This is a genomic window from Pseudaminobacter salicylatoxidans, assembly GCF_003148475.1.
GTDB lineage: Bacteria > Pseudomonadota > Alphaproteobacteria > Rhizobiales > Rhizobiaceae > Pseudaminobacter > Pseudaminobacter salicylatoxidans.
Window position 1 is genome coordinate 110,592 of record NZ_QGGG01000002.1, and the last position, 20,175, is coordinate 130,766.

Below are 20,175 nucleotides of genomic sequence, written 5' to 3' on the forward strand. Positions count from 1 at the left end.
CGCAAGCCAGCGAATGAAAGCTTCGGGGGCAAGGACAAGAACGGATAGAAGGAGTAAGGAATGACTCCACCGGACAGTCCCTGCTGGCTTCGCACAGGTTGCGGGGCCACGGCTCACCAGACCTCAGGGCACCCTGTGCCGTCGGTGAGTTGTTTCCTTCACAATTAGTCTTCAGTCGGGTCGTCGGTCGAATCCGCGTTGCACCCGAAAACAGAGAAGCCGGTTAATCCCTTACCCGGCGTTTGGTGAACTGCACCATACAAGGCCCCGTGAGTTCCTGATGAGCCACGGGGCCGCTGCATTTGTAAGGCCTGCGAAGGCGCCCAAGCAGCCATCTGCCCTGGTACCACGCCCGAACCGTCATCATCCCGACAATATCCGAGATGGAGAGTTGGACGTTCTTTACACGGAATTCCCATGAAGAAAGGCGGCGTTCGCTACAGGCTTGCATGGCGTGCTCTTTCGGCAATGTCTGGCGCGGCCGCGATAGCCGTGGGTCTTTTCCTGGCCTCGCTGCAATGGTTCGGCAATTTTCATACTGTAGTGGCGGGGGAGCTTTATCGCTCGGCGCAGGTGACGCCCGATGAACTCTCGGCCTATGTCGCCACCTACGGGATCAGGACTGTGATCAACCTGCGCGGCGATGGCGGCGCCACGAAATGGTATGTGGAAGAGAAGGACGCCAGTTCGCAGCTGGGCATTGAGCATGTCGACTTTTCGATGTCGGCGCAGAAGCCGCTGAGCCGCAGCAAAACCGAGGAACTTGCCGAAATCCTGCGTTCCGCCCCGAAGCCCATTCTCATCCATTGCAAGGCTGGTTCGGATCGTAGCGGCTTTGCGTCCGCCCTCTATCTGGCGGCGGTGAAAGGTGTCGATGTGGAGGAGGCGGAAAACCAGCTTTCCGTTCGCTACGGTCACATTTCGCTTCCGTTCATGCCGGCATACGCCATGGACGAAACTTATGAGGATGTCGAAGCGTGGCTCGGCTACCCAGACAGTTGAGCCGAAACTGTGCTTCTCATGACTTGATCAGCTGCCAGGCAGACAAACAGCTTGAAATCATGTGCGGCAGTCTATAGAACAAAGAAAGAACAAAACAAATTGTGGACAGAACGTGAATTTGTGCAGCCCCCGCGCGCGGTCAGATCGTGATGGGGTAGAGTGCGCGCAATTAGAGTTTTGTTCGGATGAGCGCGGAGCGGTGTCATGGCGGGTAGCGTCAACAAAGTCATTCTGGTGGGCAATCTTGGCGCGGATCCGGAAATCCGTCGGTTGAATTCGGGGGATCCGGTCGTCAACATCCGCATTGCGACCTCCGAAACCTGGCGCGACAAGAATACGGGCGAGCGCAAGGAAAAGACCGAGTGGCACAATGTCGTGATCTTCAACGACAATCTGGCCAAGGTTGCCGAACAGTATCTGAAGAAGGGCATGAAGGTCTATGTCGAGGGTCAGCTCCAGACCCGCAAATGGCAGGACCAGAACGGCAATGAACGCTACACCACTGAAGTGGTGCTGCAGAAATTCCGTGGCGAGTTGCAGATGCTCGACGCGCGCGGGCAGGGCGGTGACAGCGGCCAGGTCGGCTATGGCGGCGGGCGCGGTGGTTCTGACTTCGGCCAATCCGGTCCGACGGACAATTACGCGCGTGGCGGCGGTGGGAACCGTGGCGGCGGCGGTGGTGGTTCGCGCGACTTCGACGACGAGATTCCGTTCTGATTGACTTTCGCGGGCGCCAGTCATGCGCCGGTCGCCCGATATGTCGGCAGGCTGTAGCGCCGAACGAGCCGACGCGGATCGATGAGTGCACATAAGGAGCGTCTCGTCATGAAAGCACGTGTGAAATGGGTCGAAGACCGCACCTTCGTCGGCGAGTCCGCCAGCGGTCACAAGCTCGTTTTCGGTACGGCATCGGGGCAGGAGGGTAATACGCCCGGCCCCAGCCCCATGGAGTTGGTGCTGATCGGCACGGGCGGTTGCTCGGCCTATGATGTCGTCCATATTCTCGAAAAGGGCCGTGAGGCAGTCGAGGATGTGGTGGTCGAACTGGACGCTGACCGCGCCGATACCGAGCCCAAGGTGTTCACGCGCGTTCACATGCATTTCATCGTCAAGGGCAGGAAGCTGGCGCCGGAGAAGGTCAGGCGCGCTATCGATCTTTCGATCGAGAAATACTGTTCCGCCTCGGCGATGGTCGCCAAGACGGCTACCATCACACACGATTTCGAAGTCGTGGACACTTCGGCTGACTGACGGCGCCTATGCGCCCATATCGTCTTCGCCCCACACCAAAACTTGTTCAGCACGGCAGCGTGATTACTCCGCTTCCGGCTTGCTGAACCGGATTACATGGCCGCCAGCGCCTTGATGCCATCGGCAACGAATTGCACCGCAAGCGCCGCCAGGATCACACCCAGCAGGCGGGTCAGGATCGATCGACCGGTGTGACCCAGCCATTTGTCGATGCTTTGCGACAGCACGAAGACCAGATAGGTGATCGCAAGGCAGGCCAGCAGGATGCCCACGAGCGTCGCCTGAGCCACCCAGCCCGGGAACGAGCCTGATAGCAACACCGTTGCCGAAATGGCGCCGGGGCCGGCGATCAGCGGGATTGCCAGCGGGAAGGCCGCGATGTTGTGAATGTGATCGCGCGTGATCGCAACGTCCGAGATCTTCTCCTTACGGTCCTGGCGCTTTTCAAACACCATCTCGAAGGCAATGAAAAACAGGAGAAAGCCGCCGGCGACGCGAAACGCAGGCAGCGTGATGCCGAACATGGTGAGGATCGCGGAACCGGCCAGGGCAAACAGCGCGAGTACGCAGAACCCTATGATGCTGGCCCGGATCGACACCTGACGGCGCTCGGCGTGCGTCATGCCTCGCGTGACGGCCAGAAAGATGGGGGCCAGGCCGGGTGGGTCGATCGTGACGAGGATGGTCACGAAGGCATTGAAAACACTTTCGAAACTTAGCATCCGTCCCTCTTTTTCCATTCAGGCTATCGCGCCTGCCGGACCGACGCCAGCCCCTGCATGAGCGTTTTCGCACCATGCCCGCGACAGCTTGTCGGCAATTTTTCTGTCAGGGTGTCACATGGTCGCGGAAATCAGCGTTATCCATTTGAAATTTCGATGAAAAACAGTTCTGGAAAAGCGTAGGCGAGGTTGGAGAATCCACCCGCGTTCCTATATAAGAGGGAAGTGATTCCAACGACTCAGTGATCCGATTTGACCGACCAGAAGATACCGGGTGGACCCGGCGGCCCCTCCGACATCGAGCCTATCTCGATTGTCGAGGAGATGCAGCGTTCCTATCTCGACTATGCGATGAGCGTCATCGTCAGCCGCGCGTTGCCTGACGTGCGCGACGGGTTGAAGCCGGTTCACCGCCGCATCCTTTATGCCTCCCATGAGAGCGGCTATCACTGGAACCGCAAATATGTGAAGTCGGCGCGCCCCGTGGCCGACGTCATGGGTAAATATCACCCGCATGGCGACGCCTCCATCTACGATGCCCTCGTGCGTATGGCGCAGGACTGGTCGATGCGCGTTCCGCTCATCGACGGTCAGGGCAATTACGGCTCTATCGACGGCGACCCGCCGGCGGCGATGCGTTACACCGAGGCGCGTCTCATCAAGGTCGCGCATGAGCTTCTGGAGGACATCGACAAGGATACCGTCGATTTCCAGGAGACCTACGATTCGTCGGGCAGGGAGCCGCGCGTTCTGCCGGCGCGCTTCCCCAATCTGCTGGTTAACGGTTCGGGTGGCATTGCCGTCGGCATGGCCACCAATATTCCGCCGCACAATCTGCAGGAAGTCTGCGACGGCGCCATCGCCCTCATCGACAATCCGGCACTCGATCTGCCGTCACTGATGGAAATCGTGCCCGGTCCGGATTTCCCGACCGGCGGTATCGTGCTCGGGCGTTCGGGCATCTACAATGCTTATTCCAGCGGGCGCGGCTCCATCATCATGCGCGGTCGCGTGCATGTCGAAGCAATCCGCAACGATCGCGAAGCCATCATCATCACCGAAGTTCCCTATCAGGTGAACAAGGCCACGATGATCGAGAAGATGGCCGAACTGGTGCGCGACAAGCGCATCGAGGGCATCTCCGACATTCGTGACGAGTCCGATCGCCAAGGCTATCGCGTCGTCATCGAGTTGCGGAAGGACGCCAATTCGGACGTCATCCTCAATCAGCTCTATCGCTTCACGCCGCTTCAGACGTCATTCGGCGCCAATGTGGTGGCGTTGAATGGCGGTAAGCCGGAAGTGCTGACGCTGATCGATATGCTCAAGGCGTTTGTGAGCTTTCGCGAGGAAGTGGTTAGCAGGCGTACGAAATTCCTGCTGCGCAAGGCGCGTGATCGCGCCCACGTATTGGTCGGCCTCGCAATCGCCGTTGCCAATATCGATGAGGTGATCAAGCTCATCCGTGGCGCGCCCGATCCGCAGACGGCGCGCGACCAGTTGATGGAGCGCCGCTGGCAGGCTTCGGATGTCGAGGCGCTGATCCGCCTGATCGACGATCCGCGCCATCGCATCAACGATGACGGCACCTACAATCTTTCGGAAGAGCAGGCGCGCGCCATCCTCGAACTGCGCCTGCAGCGTCTGACCGCCCTCGGCCGCGACGAAATCGACGACGAACTGAACAAGATCGGCACCGAGATCGCGGACTATCTCGAAATCCTGTCGTCGCGCGCGCGCATCCAGCAGATCGTCAAGGACGAACTGGCGCAGGTGCGCGACGAGTTCGGCACGCCGCGCCGCACGGAACTGTCCGAGGGCGGGGCCGACATGGAGGACGAGGACCTTATCCAGCGCGAGGATATGGTCGTCACCGTCAGCCATTCCGGCTACATCAAGCGCGTGCCGCTATCGCTCTATCGGGCGCAGCGCCGTGGCGGCAAGGGCCGTTCCGGCATGTCCACCAAGGACGAGGATTTCGTCACTCGCCTGTTCGTGGCCAACACGCACACCCCGGTGCTGTTCTTCTCCTCGCGCGGCATCGTCTACAAGGAAAAGGTTTGGCGGCTGCCCATCGGCAATCCGCAGTCGCGTGGCAAGGCGCTTATCAACATGCTCCCGCTGGAGCAGGGCGAGCGCATCACGACCATCATGCCGCTGCCGGAGGATGAAACAAGCTGGAGCGAACTCGACGTGATGTTCGCCACCACGCGCGGAACGGTGCGGCGAAACAAGCTGTCCGACTTCGTCCAGGTCAACCGCAACGGCAAGATCGCCATGAAACTCGATGAGGAGGGCGACGAGATTCTCGGCGTCGAGACCTGCACCGAGTTCGACGATGTGCTGCTGACGGTGGCGTCCGGCCAGTGCATCCGCTTCCCGGTTTCGGACGTGCGCGTCTTTGCAGGCCGCAACTCGGTCGGCGTGCGCGGCATTTCGATGGCCGAGAGCGATCGCGCCATTTCCATGACCATCCTGCATCATGTCGATGCAACGCCGGCAGAACGCGCGGCTTATCTCAAGCAGTCGGTGGCTGAACGCAGGCTTGCAACTGGCGAGGACGAGGAAATCTCGCTCACCAATGAGGATATCGGTGAAGAGACCAGCCTGTCGGCCGAACGCTACGAGGAGCTGCAGGCGCGCGAACAGTTTGTGTTGACTGTCACCGAATATGGCTATGGCAAGCGCTCATCGTCGTATGACTTCCGCCTGACGGGGCGTGGCGGCAAGGGCATCCGCGCCACCGACGTCTCCAAATCCACCGAGATCGGCCGTCTCGTTGCTGCCTTCCCGGTCGGCGACGACGATCAGATCATGCTGGTGTCAGATGGTGGGCAGGTAATCCGCGTGCCGGTAGACGGCATCCGCACCGCCAGCCGTGCGACCAAGGGCGTCACCATCTTCAACACCGCCGAAGGCGAGAAGGTGGTTTCGGTCGAGCGGATTTCCGAGCCCGAGGGCGAGGAAGGAAACGGCGTGGCCGACAATGGCGACGAAACCCCGGACATTGCTGCCGAAAGCAGCAACGGTAACGACGAACGGTAATGTTTGGAAAAAAGATGTGTCGGAAGTAAACGTTACTTCCGGCATATCATCGCCTCATGAAACGGGTTTCCGGCAATTCGGTCAATGCGGCCCAAACCCCTTGGAGCGTACCTTCTGCTCCTTGTAACGGAGACGTTGCGATTCCTGATGAAGGCCGAAAGCGGTTGCGATCAGCATGGCAATGGTCATGGCAGCGGCAAGCATGTAAATCATCATGATCTTGTTCTCCTGCTCCTCCAACGCTGATGTGGCTATTTGGTTTCACGCTTTCCAGATGACATTACTTGCGTCATCTTGAACTTGTTGTGATCGCTGCGTTCATCCGGCATTCATCGCTCGACGCTTCGCCAGATTGCGTTCCAACCACGCGCCCGCTAGAAAACACGCCATGACAGATCGCATCGCCATCTATGCCGGGTCGTTCGACCCTCTCACCAATGGCCATCTCGACGTGCTCAAGGCTGCCTTGCACGTGGCCGACACGATCTATGCGGCCATCGGTATCCAGCCGAGCAAGAAGCCGTTGTTTTCCTTCGATGAGCGGGTGGAACTGATCCAAAAGGCCACTGCTGCCGAACTCGGCGCCGATGCAGCTCGTATCAAGGTGGTGTCGTTCAGCGGCCTCGTCATTGATGCCGCGCGCAAGCACAATGCCTCGATCATGATCCGCGGCCTGCGCGACGGTACGGACCTGGACTATGAAATGCAGATGGCTGGCATGAACGAAACCATGGCGCCTGAACTGCAGACCGTCTTCCTGCCCGCCAGCCCTTCGGTGCGAACCATTACTGCCACTTTGGTGCGCCAGATCGCTTCCATGGGCGGAAACATCCGTCCCTTCGTGCCGGAAGTGGTTGCCGGCGCGCTCCTCGACAAGTTCGCGAAGTAGAAATCAACGGAGATTTTCCTCATGCAGTTCAGGAAGCTTGTTTCGGCTTTTGTCTTCACGGCGGGTCTTGTGGCCGTTTCGCTTCCGGCATGGGCGGCCGACCCGGACAACACCATGGTCATCACGCTGAAGGACGGTGATGTCACCATCGCCCTGCGGCCTGACCTGGCGCCCAAGCATGTCGACCAGATCAAGAAGCTGGTGCGCGAGGGCGCTTACGACAATGTGGCCTTCCACCGCGTGATCGATGGTTTCATGGCGCAGACCGGCGACGTGAAATTCGGCAACATGGCCAAGGATTTCAATCCTGACCGCGCCGGCACAGGCGGTTCGGATCTGCCGAACCTGCCCGCCGAATTCTCCACCGAGCATTATGTGCGCGGCACGGTCGGCATGGCCCGCGCGCAGAACCCGGATTCGGCGAATTCGCAATTCTTCATCATGTATGCTCCCAACCCCAGCCTGGATGGCAATTACACCATCGTCGGCAATGTGGAGAGCGGCATGGAATTCGTCGACAAGATCAAGAAGGGCGATCCCGCCGCCAACGGGGTTGTCAGCGAGCCCGATCGCATGATCAAGGTGCGCATCGCCGGCGACGGCAAGTAACTGGCAATCCGGAAAAGGAAATCTGATATGGCCGAAATCAAGGATCGCGAAAACGCGCTCATCATGGAGACCACGAAGGGCAGGGTCGTTATCGAACTCTTCCCCGATCTCGCTCCCGGCCATGTCGGCCGCATCAAGGAACTGGCGCGCGAGGGCGCTTATGACGGCGTGGTGTTTCATCGCGTCATCGACGGCTTCATGGCCCAGACGGGCGACGTGAAGTTCGGCAAGTCCGATGGCCCGAATTTCAATCCCGCCCGCGCGGGCATGGGTGGTTCCGACAAGCCGGACCTGAAGGCCGAGTTCTCCAACGCCAATCACGGCCGCGGCACATGCTCGATGGCGCGTGCGCAGAACCCGAACTCTGCCAACTCGCAGTTCTTCATCTGCTTTGACGACGCCGGCTTCCTCAACCGCCAGTATTCGGTTTGGGGCCAGGTCATCGAAGGCATGGAGAATGTCGACAAGATCAAGCGCGGTGAGCCGGTGCAGGATCCCGACAAGATCGTGTCGATGAAGGTCGCGGCCGACGTCGCGGAATAAGGCAGGTACGGCCGTGGCGAATATTCTCTGGTCTCTGCTCGGCATCCTGTCTGGCGCTTTCATCGCCATTCAGGCGCCGATCAATACCCAGCTCGCGCGCGGGCTGGGCATGCCTGTCGCCGCGGCCGCCATCTCCTTCCTGGCCGGCGCGGTCGTGCTGAGCGTCATCACGTTCCTTACGGTACGGGCGCAAGGCGTCGAGCTCGACTGGCGCGCGCCGGCTCCCTGGACGTTCCTGGCCGGCGGTGCGCTGGGGGCGATCTATGTGACCAGCTCGATCTTTCTTATTCCACGCATCGGCGCAGCCGCGCTGATGGCGTTTCTGGTGGCGGGGCAGCTTCTGGCCGGCATGCTGGTCGATCGCGTTGGGTTCCTGGGCGTTGCGGTTCGTGAGATTTCCATGGGGCGCCTTGCCGGTGCAGCGATGCTGCTGGCCGGCGCGCTGCTGATCAAGCTCTACTGATGCGCGTAGATCTCTTTGATTTCGACCTGCCGGAAGAGCGCATTGCTCTTCGCCCGGCCGAACCGCGCGACGCCGCGCGGATGCTGGTCGTACGTGCCGAAGCACCGCTGGAAGACAAGCGCGTCGGTGATCTGCCGTCGTTGCTTGAGCCGGGCGACGTGCTTGTCTTCAACGATACCAAGGTCATCCCGGCGCAATTGAAGGGCTTGCGTCAGCGTGGCGAGGCGGTTGCGCATGTCGACGCCACCTTGCATATGCGCGTCGGTGCCGATCGCTGGAAAGCTTTCGTGCGGCCGGGCAAGCGCGTTGCCGAAGGCGATCGTATCCGCTTCGGCCACAGCGCCGAGGCCTGCATGCTGGGCGCGCTCGACGCCACGGTGATCGAAAAGGGTGAGGCGGGCGAAGTGCTGCTGGCCTTCGACCTGTCCGGCCCGATGCTGGATGAGGCGCTGCACGCCGTCGGACACATTCCGCTGCCGCCCTACATCGCCTCCAAACGGCCAGACGATGAGCGCGACCGCAAGGACTACCAGACCGTTTATGCGCGCGAGGAGGGGGCGGTCGCCGCCCCTACCGCGGGCCTACATTTCACACCCGAGCTGTTTGCCGCGTTGGATGCGCGGCGCATCGAACGCCGGTTCGTGACGCTGCATGTCGGGGCAGGCACATTTCTGCCGGTGAAGGCCGACGACACCGCCGATCACAAGATGCATGCGGAGATCGGCTATGTTTCGGAAGAGACGGCCGCTGCCATCAACGCCGCACGCGCCGAAGGGCGTCGCGTCGTCGCTGTCGGCACCACCTCGCTGCGCTTGCTCGAAAGTGCTGCTACCCCCGATGGCACGATGTCTGCCTGGTCCGGTGCGACCGACATTTTCATCACCCCCGGCTACAAGTTCCGGGCGGTCGACGTGCTGATGACCAATTTTCACCTGCCACGCTCGACGCTGTTCATGCTGGTTTCCGCCTTTAGCGGGCTCGAAACCATGCGTGTCGCCTATCAACACGCGATCGACACCGGCTACCGCTTCTATTCCTACGGCGACGCCAGCCTGCTGTTCAGGACCGATAAATGAGTACCGAGTTTACCTTCAAAGTCCTCGCCACGGACGGCAAGGCGCGGCGCGGCGAGATCACCATGCCGCGCGGCACCATCCGCACGCCTGCCTTCATGCCGGTGGGCACCGGCGGCACGGTGAAGACCATGTATATGGATCAGGTGCGCGATCTCGGCGCCGATATCATCCTTGGCAATACCTATCATCTGATGCTGCGACCGGGCGCGGAACGCGTGGCACGGCTGGGTGGTTTGCATGAATTCGCCCGCTGGCCTCATCCAATTCTTACGGATTCCGGCGGATTTCAGGTGATGTCGCTGTCGAAACTACGCAAAATCACCGAGAAAGGGGTCACTTTTCGCTCACATATCGATGGTGCTCCGTACGAAATGTCGCCCGAGCGCTCGATCGAGATTCAGGGACTGCTCGATTCCGACATCCAGATGCAACTCGATGAATGCACCGCGCTGCCGGCCAAGGAACGCGAGATCGAGCGCGCCATGGAGCTTTCGCTGCGCTGGGCCGACCGCTGCAAGACGGCTTTCGGCGACCAGCCAGGCAAGGCCATGTTCGGCATCGTGCAGGGCGGCGACAATGCGCGCCTGCGCGAACGTTCGGCGCAGTCGCTCGCCAGTCTTGGGCTGAAGGGCTATGCGGTTGGCGGCCTCGCCGTGGGAGAGCCGCAGGACGTGATGCTCGACATGCTCGACGTCACCTGTCCCGAGTTGCCGGCCGACAAGCCACGCTACCTGATGGGGGTCGGCACGCCGGATGACATCGTCAAATCCGTCGCACGCGGCATCGATATGTTCGACTGCGTTATGCCGACCCGCGCCGGCCGCCACGGCCTTGCCTACACGCGGCGCGGCAAGGTGAACCTGCGCAATGCCCGTCATGCTGACGACCACCGCCCGCTCGACGAGGAAAGCGATTGCCCCGCCGCCCGCGACTATTCGCGAGCCTATCTGCACCACCTGGTGCGCTCGCAAGAGGCGCTCGGCGCCATGCTGCTCACCTGGAACAACCTTTCCTACTATCAAAGCCTGATGCAAGGCCTTCGCGATGCCATAGAACAGGGCCGCTATGCGGAGCATGTGGCCGAGGTTTCGGAAGGCTGGGCGAGGGGAGACATCCCGGCTCTTTAAGAGAACGCCGGCGCGGAAATCGGATCAGGGGAGGAGCAATTGAACGGCGAGGAATTCCGGCACTGGTCGCGCAAGGCGGCTGACTGGGGCACCGACTATCGCGAGAGCTTGCGCGAGCGGCCCGTGCGCGCCCAGACCCAACCCGGCGAGATCGCCGCGCGGATCGCGGACACGCCGCCTGAAGCCGCCGAGCCGATGGAAAGGATCTTCGCCGATTTCGAAGAGACGATATTGCCCGGCATGACGCATTGGCAGCATCCGCGTTTCTTCGCCTATTTTCCCGCCAACGCCGCGCCGGTCTCGGTGGTGGCCGAATATCTGGTTACGGTCATGGCCGCGCAATGCATGCTGTGGCAGACCTCGCCCGCGGCGACCGAACTGGAAACGAAAGTCATCGACTGGCTGCGCCAGGCACTCGGCCTGCCCGCCGGTTTTTCGGGCGTGATCCAGGACAGTGCATCCTCCGCCACGCTGGCTGCGGTGCTCACCATGCGCGAGCGCGCGCTGGACTGGCAGGGCAACAAGCAAGGACTTTCCGGACAGCAACGCCTGCGGATTTATGCCACGGACCAGGTCCATACCTCGATAGACCGCGCGATCTGGGTGGCCGGCATTGGCGAGGAAAACCTCGTGCGTGTTCCTGTCACGGGTGAATTGCGCTCGATGGATGCGGAAGTGCTGGAAGCGGCGATCCTTGCCGACAAGGCGCAAGGCTTCGTGCCTGCCGGCATCATTGCGTGCGTGGGCGGCACCAGTGTGGGTGGCACGGATGACATCGCCGCGGTTGCGGCAATCGCGCGCAAGCACGGGCTCTATCTGCATGTCGATGCCGCCTGGGCAGGGTCTGCGATGATCTGCCCGGAGTTCCGCCACTACTGGGCGGGTATCGAGGGCGCGGATTCGATTGTTTTCAATCCGCACAAATGGCTCGGCGCGCAGTTTGACTGTTCGGTGCAGTTCATTCGCGATCCCGACGCACTCGTGCGCACGCTTGCGATCAAGCCGGAATATCTGAAGACGCACGGCAAGGACGGTATCATCAACTATTCCGAATGGTCGGTACCGCTCGGCCGACGCTTCCGGGCGCTGAAACTGTGGTTCCTGCTGCGCGCGCACGGGCTGGAGGAATTGCGCGGGATGATCCGCAACCACGTGGCCTGGGCAGGCAAGCTCGCCAAGCGTATCGAGGCCGAACCCGGCTTCGAACTGGTCACGCACCCCATGCTCTCGCTGTTTTCCTTCCGGCACACCCCTGAGGGCATTGCCGATCTCGATGCCCACAATCTGCGGCTGCTTGAAGCGATCAACGAAGACGGCCGCATCTATCTGACTCAGACGAAAGTTGACGGCCGTTTCGCGATACGCTTCCAGGTCGGCCAGTTCGACGTCACTGAAAGCGATGTCGACGAAGCGTTCGAGGTCATTACTTCGATGGCAGTCTCAATCCGGTAAGAAAGTCCTGATCTGGTAAAGGTGCAACTTTCGCCGCCTTTCGTTTTGGACTAGCATCGCGCCGAACGAAGATTGGAGATGTGCGGTGTTCCTGTCGGCGCGACATGCTGAAATCATCCAGATGGCGAAGGATTCCGGCCGTGTGCTGGTTGACGATCTCGCCGTGCATTTCGGCGTGACGCCACAGACGATCCGCAAGGACCTGAACGATCTGTGCGAGCAGCGTCTGCTTAGTCGCATTCATGGCGGAGCGCTGTTTCCCTCCGGCATTGAAAACGTGGAATATGAGGCCCGGCGCAAGATCGCAGCCGAGGAAAAGGAAGCTATCGGCCGTGCGGCGTCGCGGCTCATTCCCGACAAGGCCTCGCTGTTCATCAATATCGGCACCACGACGGAGGCGGTAAGCAACGCGCTGCTGGACCATGTCGGCCTCATGGTCATTACCAATAATATCAACGTTGCCAACAGGATGCGCGTATATCCTGAGATAGAGGTCGTGATAGCCGGCGGCGTGGTGCGCGGTTCGGATGGCGGTATTGTCGGCGAGGCGGCGGTCGATTTCATCAAGCAGTTCAAGGTCGATTTCGCGGTCATTGGCGCTTCCGCGATCGATGACGACGGCGCGCTGCTCGATTTCGATTTCCGCGAAGTAAAGGTGGCGCAGGCGATCATCGCCAATGCCCGGCATGTCATATTGGTCGCCGACGCCACCAAGCTCGAGCGCGTGGCACCGGTGCGGATCGGGCATTTGTCCCAAGTGGACACCTTCATCACCGATCGCTGCGACAGCGAGGCGATCCGTGCGATGTGCCGGGAAGCCGAGGTGCAGCTTGTAGAGACGTCACGCCTGGACGGCTGAACGCCGGTTTCGTTTGACATTCGCTCCCGATGCGAAACAATCGTCCATGTTTCGCGAGCGCGGTCTCAGGGCCTCGACGCGAGGCGGGAGACAGCCGGCGCAAGGGGGATGACATGAGCGGATTGGTGCTGGCGATCGATCAGGGCACGACTTCCACGCGCGCGATCATCTTCGATGCGGATCGCCGGATCGCCGGCGTCGGTCAGCAGGAATTCCCTCAGCATTTTCCCGCTTCCGGGTGGGTCGAGCATGACCCGGAGGATATCTGGCAGAGCGTTCTGGCCACCTGCAAGACGGCGCTGCGCAAGGCGAAATGCAAGGCCGCCGACATTGCCGCCATCGGCATCACCAACCAGCGGGAGACCGTGGTGGTCTGGGACAAGGCCACCGGCAGACCCATTCACAACGCCATTGTCTGGCAGGATCGGCGCACTGCGCCACTGTGCCAGAAATTGCGGAAGCAGGGTCTGGAGCCGCTTTTTTCGCGCAAGACCGGGCTTTTGCTCGATCCCTATTTCTCCGCCACCAAGATCGCGTGGCTGCTGGACAGGGTGCCAGGCGCGCGCAAACGCGCCGAGAGAGGCGAACTGCTCGCCGGCACGATCGATGCGTTCCTGATCTGGCGGCTGACCGGCGGCAGGGTCCATGCCACCGATGCCACCAATGCCTCACGTACGCTGGTCTACAACATCCGGGACAATCGATGGGACGAGGAGCTTTTGAAGATTCTGCGCATTCCCGCCGCGCTGCTGCCGGAAGTGAAGGACTGCGCGGCCGATTTTGGCATGACGGAGAAAACCTTGCTTGGCGCGGAAATCCCGATTCTGGGCGTTGCCGGGGACCAGCAAGCCGCGACGATCGGCCAGGCCTGCTTCGAACCCGGCATGATGAAATCGACCTATGGCACCGGCTGCTTCGCATTGCTCAACACCGGTTCCGATCTCGTACAATCCCGCAATCGGCTACTTACCACCATCGCCTACCGCCTGAATGGCAAGACAACCTATGCGCTGGAAGGCTCGATCTTCGTAGCGGGAGCGGCCGTGCAATGGCTGCGTGACGGGATCAAGGTCATCGGCAAGGCAGAGCAGAGCGGGCATCTGGCCGCGCACGCGGATGAAACCCAGGAAATCTATCTCGTGCCGGCCTTCGTCGGTCTCGGTACACCGCACTGGGATGCGGAGGCGCGTGGTGCCATTTTCGGGCTCACGCGCAACACCGGCCCGGCGGAATTTGCACGCGCCGCGCTCGAGTCGGTTGCCTTCCAGACCCGTGACCTGCTTGACGCCATGCGCAAGGACTGGAAACCGAAGCACGGCAACAGCAAGACGGTCTTGCGCGTGGACGGAGGAATGGTGGCCTCGGATTGGGCCATGCAGCGGCTGGCCGATATTCTCGATGCACCAGTGGATCGGCCGACCAGCCTCGAAACGACAGCGCTGGGAGCCGCCTGGCTTGCGGGAGCGAGGGCGGGGGTCTGGCCGGAGCAAAAGGCATTTGCCAAATCCTGGTCGCTGGAGCGTCGCTTCGGACCGGCCATGGATGAGAAGGACCGCCGGCGCAAGCTGAAAGGCTGGCGGGATTCAGTTCGCCGCACGCTCACGGACTTCTGAAGAATAACAGGCCCGCGGCTTGCGTCGCGGGCCTGCCTGCCGCGCGGGTCATGCGTCTCTTAGCCATAGGGCGAGATGCACTGCCGGCGCGGGCCATTATAAGGCTGGAACGTGTTGTCGTAGGCGCGATAGGAGCGATAACGATTGTAGCACCAGCGCACATGAGCACTCTCGCCGCGATAGTAGCGTCGCGGGGGAGGAGCCGCCAGCATGCTGCCTACGATCGCGCCACCCAGGAATGCAGCGCCCGGGAACCACCAGCCATCGTGGTAGCGGTAGCCCGGCCTGTAGTAGCGATAGCCGCGATGGCCGCGATACCAGCCGTGGCGATAACTCGGCCTGGGCCCATGCCATCCGGGTCTGTAGTGACCGTGCCCGCCATGTCTCCAGCGGTATTGCACCGTCTGTACCCCCTGGGAATCAGGCTGGGCGGCCGCAGGGCGCGGAATGTTGATCTCACCTGCACTCACCGGCAATGAAGAGGACACGGCAAAGGAGAGCGCAAGAGCCGAGGCACAAAGGCCGGAAAGAAGCTTTCTCATCGTAAATCTCCTGCTGTAGAAAGGTTGCAGCATCCCTCGCTGGACTCAACGTCGCACTCTGCGCGTTTGTTCCGGTCGAATCGCAAGGCGTTGAAAACCAAGCATTTCGGCAATCTGGCCGGGGCTGGAGGATATTAAGTCGTCCGGCGCTCCTGTGGTCGTCAAAACGGTGTGGGAAATGCCGTTTTTTCCGGTTGACCGGCTGCGTCACTCTCCCTATGTTCCGCCGCAATTTCGCGGTTGCGCACGCAATCGGCGAGAGGTCCACCAGGCTCCGGCCACCGATCCAGAAAACAGGCATTGCGGACAGGTTCGCATTCAGCTTTCCGGAAGTTCGGAGTACTTTTGTTCGACACGGACAGATGGCCAGTGGTGGAAGGGCTGGTAGCTCAGATGGTAGAGCACGGAACTTTTAATTCTGGGGTCATGGGTTCGAGTCCCATCCAGCCCACCAAAACATCGACAAGATCGACATGGCGGAGACGGGAAGTCGCTGCCTGCTAGGCTGATTTCTTTCGTTTCGCACCCTGCTTGTTCCGCGAAGATGGGCTGGCGATCCCTTCTTTCTCCAGGCTCTTTTTCAGCACATCCGCCAGATTGACCACATTTTCCTTGGGGCGTGGTGCCGCCTTGGGTGGTTGCTTGCCTTCGCGCTTGGCCTTTATCAGCCCCAGCAGTGCATTCTCATACTGATCTTCGAACTTCGACGGATCGAACCGCGTCACCTTCTTGTCGATGATCATGGCCGCGATTTCGGTCATGTCGGGGTCGATCTTCCGGTCCTTGAGATCACCGAACACCTTTTGGGCCGGAACGATTTCCCTGGGGCTATGCAATATGGTCATCAGCATGCCATTGCCCTCCGGCTCCACCAGCACGTGGCGCTCGCGCTGCGAAAGCACGATCGAGGCAAGACCGGCTTTCTTCGTTCGCCGCATCGCCTCGCGGATCACCGCAAAGGCATCCGTGGACGGCTTGTCTGCCGGGTACACATAATAGGGCTTTTCGAGATAGACCGGATCGACCTGAGCCTTTTCGACAAAACTTTCTATCTCCAGCGTATGTTCCGATTCGATCTTGAGCCGCGCGATTTCCTCCGGCTCTATCAGCAGATATTCGTTCTTCTGGACCTCGTATCCCTTGATCTGGTCTTCACGTTCGACCGGTTTTCCTGTGCCTTCGTCCATGTAGGCAGCCTTCACCGGTTCGCGCGTCTTGCGGTTGAGAATCCGCAAATGCACGCGCTCGGCTTCACTGGTGGCGCCCGCCAGCTTGATCGCGCATGTCACGCTGCCGAGTTTCAAAAACCCCCTCCACATTGCTCGTGGTGCAACCATGGCAACCTCCATAGGACAGGGAGAAACGGTCGCGCGCGGCCATGGTTCCGGGTTCGGTCGATGGCGCACCGTCAAGGCACAAGCTTGACGGCGTCGATGATGATCGCCAGCACAATCCCAAGGCCGGTCAGAACGACGCCGATCAGAAATCTGCGGTTTGCCTTGGCGTAGATATTGTGCTGCAGCGAAGCGATCCTCAACAGGATGGCAAGCGCCATGATCTGATAGATGATGCCAGCAATTATCAGGAAGACCGGCGGAAGGTCGATGAAGTTCCAGGGAAGTGGGTTGTTGGCCCATTGAGTGAGGAAACTGAGGGAAAAGGAAAGCACGATGCCCACGACGGTGATCGTGCCGTTGCGGAATAGCGTTTCGACGATTTGGTCGTTGTCGTCATGGAGGTGCATGGTCGTCTCCGGGCATGGCTTGAGCGTGGAATACGCGCAGCTGAAGATTTAAGCGCAGCCAGGCGTGCGGCATCAACTATCGGATAACAAACTCGGCAATGCCGATTGGTCTTAAGTCGTAGAGGAGCTTAGCGAAAATACGCCATCAGCAGCGTTCCGGGCACAAGCAGCACGAACGCCCAGATCAAGGCGGAAGCGATATTGGCAAGCTGAAAATGCAAGGCTCGCATTTCGAAGATGCCGGCCAGCAGCGGCACGATCGCGCGCAGTGGCCCAAAGAACCGACCGACGAAGACACTCCACGGCCCCCAGCGATGAAAAAACACATGCCCGCGCTCGAGCATGTGCGGATATCTGGAAAGGGGCCAGACCCGCGTCGCCGAGTCCTTGAAATGAAAGCCGAAAAGATAGGACACCCAGTCGCCGACGATGGCGCCGAAGGCCGCTCCGAGCCATATCGGCCAGAATTCGATCTCGCTGGCACCGATCAGCGCGCCGATGCCGACAAGTATGCCCCATGCCGGCAGGATCAAAGATACCAGCGCCACGGACTCGGCGAATGCAAGAGCGAACACGATATATGGCGCCCACCCGGCATTATTCCGGGTAAACCCAATGATATTGTCGGCATATGCCTCAAGCTGGATGAAGGCGTCCATGAAATCCCTTTAACCGCTTGGGAAAGTCGCGTCGAGGCGAGCGCGTGTCCGTCGGCTGACGGCGACCTGTGTTTCAGGCTCGCGCCTTGAAGGATCCGGCGGTAGCGACAATCCGCCAACGTCTTCGTGATTGGAGCCTGTGGGGCTTGCTGGCTATAAGCTGCGTCAAGAACGACAAGCAGGATTTTCGGGCATGGCATTGGATGTTGGCTACCTTAGTGCGGTCGGGGCTGGGGCGTTGTCGTTCCTGTCGCCTTGCGTGCTGCCGCTGGTGCCTCCGTATCTGTGCTACATGGCCGGCGTCTCGGTCGAGGATTTCCGGGCGGATAGCAGCGCTGCCGTCAAGTCGGGCACGCGCAAGGTGCTGCTTCTGACCTCGCTCGCCTTCGTCCTCGGTTTTTCTACCGTTTTCGTCGCGCTTGGCGCGGGCGCCTCCACCATCGGCCGGTTGCTTCGGGTGTGGCAGGAGCCGCTGGCCATGGCGGCGGGCGTGCTCATCATCCTGATGGGACTCAACTTTCTCGGTGTCATCCGCATCCCGCTTCTGTCGCGCGAGGCGCGTTTCCAGGCGCAGGGCAAGCCTGCCAACATGCTTGCGGCCTATGCAATGGGCCTGGCCTTCGCCTTCGGCTGGACACCCTGCATCGGGCCTGTCCTGGGACCGATCCTGACGCTGGCCGGTGGGCGCGAAACGGTGGGCGAGGGGGCCCTGCTTCTGGCCGCCTATTCGCTGGGGTTGGGCATACCCTTCCTGCTGGCCGCGCTGTTCTCCAATGGGTTCATGCGTTTTCTCGGTCGTTTCCGCATGCATCTCGGACGTGTGGAAAAGGTGATTGGAGGTTTGCTGGTGGTGGCCGGCGTTCTCTTCCTTACCGGCGGCGTGCAGACAGCCTCTTACTGGCTGCTCGAAACCTTCCCGATACTCGGCAGGCTGGGTTGAGCAGGCCGTAAAACCAATCGTTACGGCGGGATTCTGCTTCATGACAGCGCTGTCGCAGAGCGTGATGGGGTTCGTATGGCAAAACCTCTTCGCATTCCGTGGCGTGGTGCTCTAGAACTGAGCCCGAATCGTCTTCTTTACCGGAAACCGTCATGACCGCACGATCCTGCCTGTCGATCATCCTTGCCGCCGGCGAAGGCACGCGCATGAAAAGCGCGCTGCCCAAGGTGCTGCACAAGATTGCCGGTCTGCCGATGGTGGCCCATGTGGTGCGCGCGGCACAAAGCGCCGGCAGCGGCGACCTGGCCATGGTGATCGGTTATGGCGCGGAACAGATGCGCGAGGCGGTTCCGGCCTTTGTGCCCGAAGCTGAAATCTTCGTGCAGGAGGAGCGGCTCGGCACCGCACACGCCGTGCTTTCAGCGCGGTCCGCCATCGCACGCGGTTACGACGATGTGCTGGTGATGTTCGGCGATACGCCGCTGATCGACCCCGCTGCGCTGGCGGATGCACGTGCACGTCTGGCCGCTGGCGCCGATGTGGTCGTTCTCGGCTTCCGCACGGAAAACCCGGCCGGTTACGGTCGCCTCGTCGAGAAGGACGGTGCGCTGGTCGCGATCCGCGAGGACAAGGACTGCACCGAAGAAGAACGCAGGATCACCTTCTGCAACAGCGGCCTGATGGCGATTGCCGGCGCCCGCGCGCTGTCGCTGCTCGATGCGGTGGGCAACGACAATGCCAAGGGCGAATATTATCTGACCGATATCGTTGAGATCGGCGGGGCCAGGGGCCTGAAAATCGTCGCCGCCGAAGCGAGTTTCGAAAACGCGCTGGGCATCAACAACCGCGCCGAACTCGCGGGGGCGGAAGCCATCTGGCAAAAGCGCAAGCGCCAGGAGATCATGCTTTCGGGCGTTACCATGATCGCGCCGGAAACCGTGTTCTTCTCCTACGATACAGAGGTCGATCCCGACGTGTTCATCGAGCCGAATGTCTATTTCGGTCCCGGAGTGAGCGTGGAAGGCGGCGCGACGATCCGTGCCTTCAGCCATATCGAGGGGGCCACCATCGGCCCGCGCGCCGAAGTGGGGCCATTCGCGCGGTTGCGACCGGGCGCCGATCTCGGGGAGAAGGCCAAGGTGGGCAATTTCTGCGAAGTGAAGAAGGCAACGGTCGAGGCGGGCGCCAAGATCAACCACCTGACCTATATCGGCGATGCCCGCGTCGGGGCCGGTGCGAATATCGGCGCGGGCACTATCACCTGCAACTATGACGGCTATTCGAAATTCTTCACCGACATCGGTGCGGGCGCTTTCATCGGTTCGAATTCGGCGCTGGTGGCCCCTCTCACCATAGGCGAGCGCGCATATGTCGCCTCGGGCAGCATCATCACGGAGAACGTGCCGGACGATTCTCTGGCCTTTGGCCGCGCACGTCAGAAGACCCTGCCGGAACGCGCGAAGCTGCTGCGCCAACGCCGTGCAGACGCAGCGAAAAAGTAACTTCGTAATTCCAGGCTTGCCGGCCGTGCCGAAAGCACAATCGGTATCGTCGATGCCGGTTTGGGCTGATATGAAGCGATACGGAATGTGACTTTCTCATATCGGCTGCAATCTCTAGATAGCCGATGGGGTAAATC

Annotated in this window: 21 protein-coding genes and 1 tRNA gene; 16 read left to right on the forward strand and 6 right to left on the reverse strand. The window is 60.8% G+C overall.

Annotated elements, in window-relative coordinates; all coding sequences use genetic code 11:
* Nucleotides 1–417 precede the first annotated feature (417 nt).
* The 3 genes from C7441_RS03160 (at nt 418) to C7441_RS03175 (ending at nt 2,253) form a co-directional block, all read left to right on the forward strand.
* A complete protein-coding gene (locus C7441_RS03160; RefSeq protein WP_109611681.1) occupies nt 418–1,002 on the forward strand; it encodes a dual specificity protein phosphatase family protein in 585 nt (194 codons plus the stop codon).
* Between the two features lie 204 nt (nt 1,003–1,206).
* Nucleotides 1,207–1,719: a single-stranded DNA-binding protein gene (locus C7441_RS03165; protein WP_109611682.1), complete on the forward strand. Its 513-nt coding sequence runs from the start codon at nt 1,207–1,209 to the stop codon at nt 1,717–1,719.
* A gap of 108 nt (nt 1,720–1,827) precedes the next feature.
* Nucleotides 1,828–2,253, forward strand: a complete 426-nt coding sequence (locus C7441_RS03175; RefSeq protein WP_109611683.1) for an OsmC family protein — start codon at nt 1,828–1,830, stop codon at nt 2,251–2,253.
* 92 nt (nt 2,254–2,345) lie between these two features.
* On the opposite strand, the gene C7441_RS03180 is transcribed toward C7441_RS03175, so the two are convergent.
* Complete coding sequence (locus C7441_RS03180) at nt 2,346–2,975, reverse strand: MarC family protein (RefSeq protein ID WP_109611906.1); 630 nt, start codon at nt 2,973–2,975, stop codon at nt 2,346–2,348.
* 252 nt (nt 2,976–3,227) lie between these two features.
* On the opposite strand from C7441_RS03180, the gene gyrA reads away from it, so the two are divergent.
* Nucleotides 3,228–6,020 (forward strand): DNA gyrase subunit A, encoded by a 2,793-nt coding sequence (gene gyrA, locus C7441_RS03185; RefSeq protein WP_109611684.1) that lies wholly within the window; start codon nt 3,228–3,230, stop codon nt 6,018–6,020.
* Between the two features lie 81 nt (nt 6,021–6,101).
* On the opposite strand, the gene C7441_RS24470 is transcribed toward gyrA, so the two are convergent.
* The gene (locus C7441_RS24470; protein ID WP_280523553.1) at nt 6,102–6,236 is read right to left on the reverse strand and encodes a hypothetical protein; all 135 of its coding nucleotides are present in this window, start codon (nt 6,234–6,236) and stop codon (nt 6,102–6,104) included.
* Between the two features lie 172 nt (nt 6,237–6,408).
* Here C7441_RS24470 and coaD point away from each other — a divergent pair, with 172 nt between their 5' ends.
* The 9 genes from coaD to glpK all read left to right on the forward strand — a co-directional run bounded on the left by coaD (nt 6,409) and on the right by glpK (nt 14,651).
* Nucleotides 6,409–6,909: a pantetheine-phosphate adenylyltransferase gene (coaD, locus tag C7441_RS03190; protein WP_019171143.1), complete on the forward strand. Its 501-nt coding sequence runs from the start codon at nt 6,409–6,411 to the stop codon at nt 6,907–6,909.
* A gap of 21 nt (nt 6,910–6,930) precedes the next feature.
* Nucleotides 6,931–7,518, forward strand: coding sequence for a peptidylprolyl isomerase (locus C7441_RS03195; protein ID WP_109611685.1), 588 nt, complete (start codon nt 6,931–6,933; stop codon nt 7,516–7,518).
* A 27-nt stretch (nt 7,519–7,545) separates the two neighbouring features.
* Nucleotides 7,546–8,061, forward strand: a complete 516-nt coding sequence (locus C7441_RS03200) for a peptidylprolyl isomerase (RefSeq protein WP_109611686.1) — start codon at nt 7,546–7,548, stop codon at nt 8,059–8,061.
* A 13-nt stretch (nt 8,062–8,074) separates the two neighbouring features.
* Nucleotides 8,075–8,524, forward strand: coding sequence for a DMT family transporter (locus C7441_RS03205; protein ID WP_019171140.1), 450 nt, complete (start codon nt 8,075–8,077; stop codon nt 8,522–8,524).
* Nucleotides 8,524–9,600, forward strand: a complete 1,077-nt coding sequence (queA, locus tag C7441_RS03210; protein ID WP_109611687.1) for a tRNA preQ1(34) S-adenosylmethionine ribosyltransferase-isomerase QueA — start codon at nt 8,524–8,526, stop codon at nt 9,598–9,600. The genes C7441_RS03205 and queA overlap by 1 nt, the downstream gene beginning before the upstream one ends.
* Nucleotides 9,597–10,727, forward strand: a complete 1,131-nt coding sequence (tgt, locus tag C7441_RS03215; protein ID WP_109611688.1) for a tRNA guanosine(34) transglycosylase Tgt — start codon at nt 9,597–9,599, stop codon at nt 10,725–10,727. Before queA ends, tgt begins: the two co-directional genes overlap by 4 nt.
* 39 nt (nt 10,728–10,766) lie before the next feature.
* Complete coding sequence (locus C7441_RS03220) at nt 10,767–12,179, forward strand: pyridoxal phosphate-dependent decarboxylase family protein (RefSeq protein WP_109611689.1); 1,413 nt, start codon at nt 10,767–10,769, stop codon at nt 12,177–12,179.
* A gap of 85 nt (nt 12,180–12,264) precedes the next feature.
* The gene (locus C7441_RS03225; RefSeq protein ID WP_019171136.1) at nt 12,265–13,038 is read left to right on the forward strand and encodes a DeoR/GlpR family DNA-binding transcription regulator; all 774 of its coding nucleotides are present in this window, start codon (nt 12,265–12,267) and stop codon (nt 13,036–13,038) included.
* A gap of 113 nt (nt 13,039–13,151) precedes the next feature.
* Complete coding sequence (gene glpK, locus C7441_RS03230; RefSeq protein WP_109611690.1) at nt 13,152–14,651, forward strand: glycerol kinase GlpK; 1,500 nt, start codon at nt 13,152–13,154, stop codon at nt 14,649–14,651.
* 59 nt (nt 14,652–14,710) lie between these two features.
* Here glpK and C7441_RS03235 read toward each other — a convergent pair whose 3' ends face one another.
* Nucleotides 14,711–15,193: a BA14K family protein gene (locus C7441_RS03235; protein ID WP_083867682.1), complete on the reverse strand. Its 483-nt coding sequence runs from the start codon at nt 15,191–15,193 to the stop codon at nt 14,711–14,713.
* Nucleotides 15,194–15,571: 378 nt separating this feature from the next.
* Between C7441_RS03235 and C7441_RS03240 the strand changes: the two genes are divergently transcribed.
* Nucleotides 15,572–15,647: transfer RNA gene (locus C7441_RS03240), tRNA-Lys, on the forward strand.
* A 46-nt stretch (nt 15,648–15,693) separates the two neighbouring features.
* Here C7441_RS03240 and ku read toward each other — a convergent pair.
* From ku to C7441_RS03255, 3 genes are all read right to left on the reverse strand, one after another.
* Nucleotides 15,694–16,542 carry a non-homologous end joining protein Ku gene (gene ku, locus C7441_RS03245; protein WP_109611691.1) on the reverse strand — a complete coding sequence of 283 codons (849 nt, stop codon included), beginning with the start codon at nt 16,540–16,542 and terminating at the stop codon, nt 15,694–15,696.
* A gap of 59 nt (nt 16,543–16,601) precedes the next feature.
* Nucleotides 16,602–16,937, reverse strand: coding sequence for a hypothetical protein (locus C7441_RS03250; RefSeq protein ID WP_109611692.1), 336 nt, complete (start codon nt 16,935–16,937; stop codon nt 16,602–16,604).
* 128 nt (nt 16,938–17,065) lie between these two features.
* The gene (locus C7441_RS03255) at nt 17,066–17,596 is read right to left on the reverse strand and encodes a DedA family protein (protein WP_019171132.1); all 531 of its coding nucleotides are present in this window, start codon (nt 17,594–17,596) and stop codon (nt 17,066–17,068) included.
* Between the two features lie 193 nt (nt 17,597–17,789).
* Here C7441_RS03255 and C7441_RS03260 point away from each other — a divergent pair, with 193 nt between their 5' ends.
* Both C7441_RS03260 and glmU read left to right on the forward strand, forming a co-directional pair.
* Nucleotides 17,790–18,536, forward strand: coding sequence for a cytochrome c biogenesis CcdA family protein (locus C7441_RS03260; RefSeq protein WP_109611693.1), 747 nt, complete (start codon nt 17,790–17,792; stop codon nt 18,534–18,536).
* Nucleotides 18,537–18,688: 152 nt separating this feature from the next.
* Nucleotides 18,689–20,038, forward strand: a complete 1,350-nt coding sequence (gene glmU / locus C7441_RS03265; RefSeq protein WP_109611694.1) for a bifunctional UDP-N-acetylglucosamine diphosphorylase/glucosamine-1-phosphate N-acetyltransferase GlmU — start codon at nt 18,689–18,691, stop codon at nt 20,036–20,038.
* Nucleotides 20,039–20,175 lie beyond the last annotated feature (137 nt).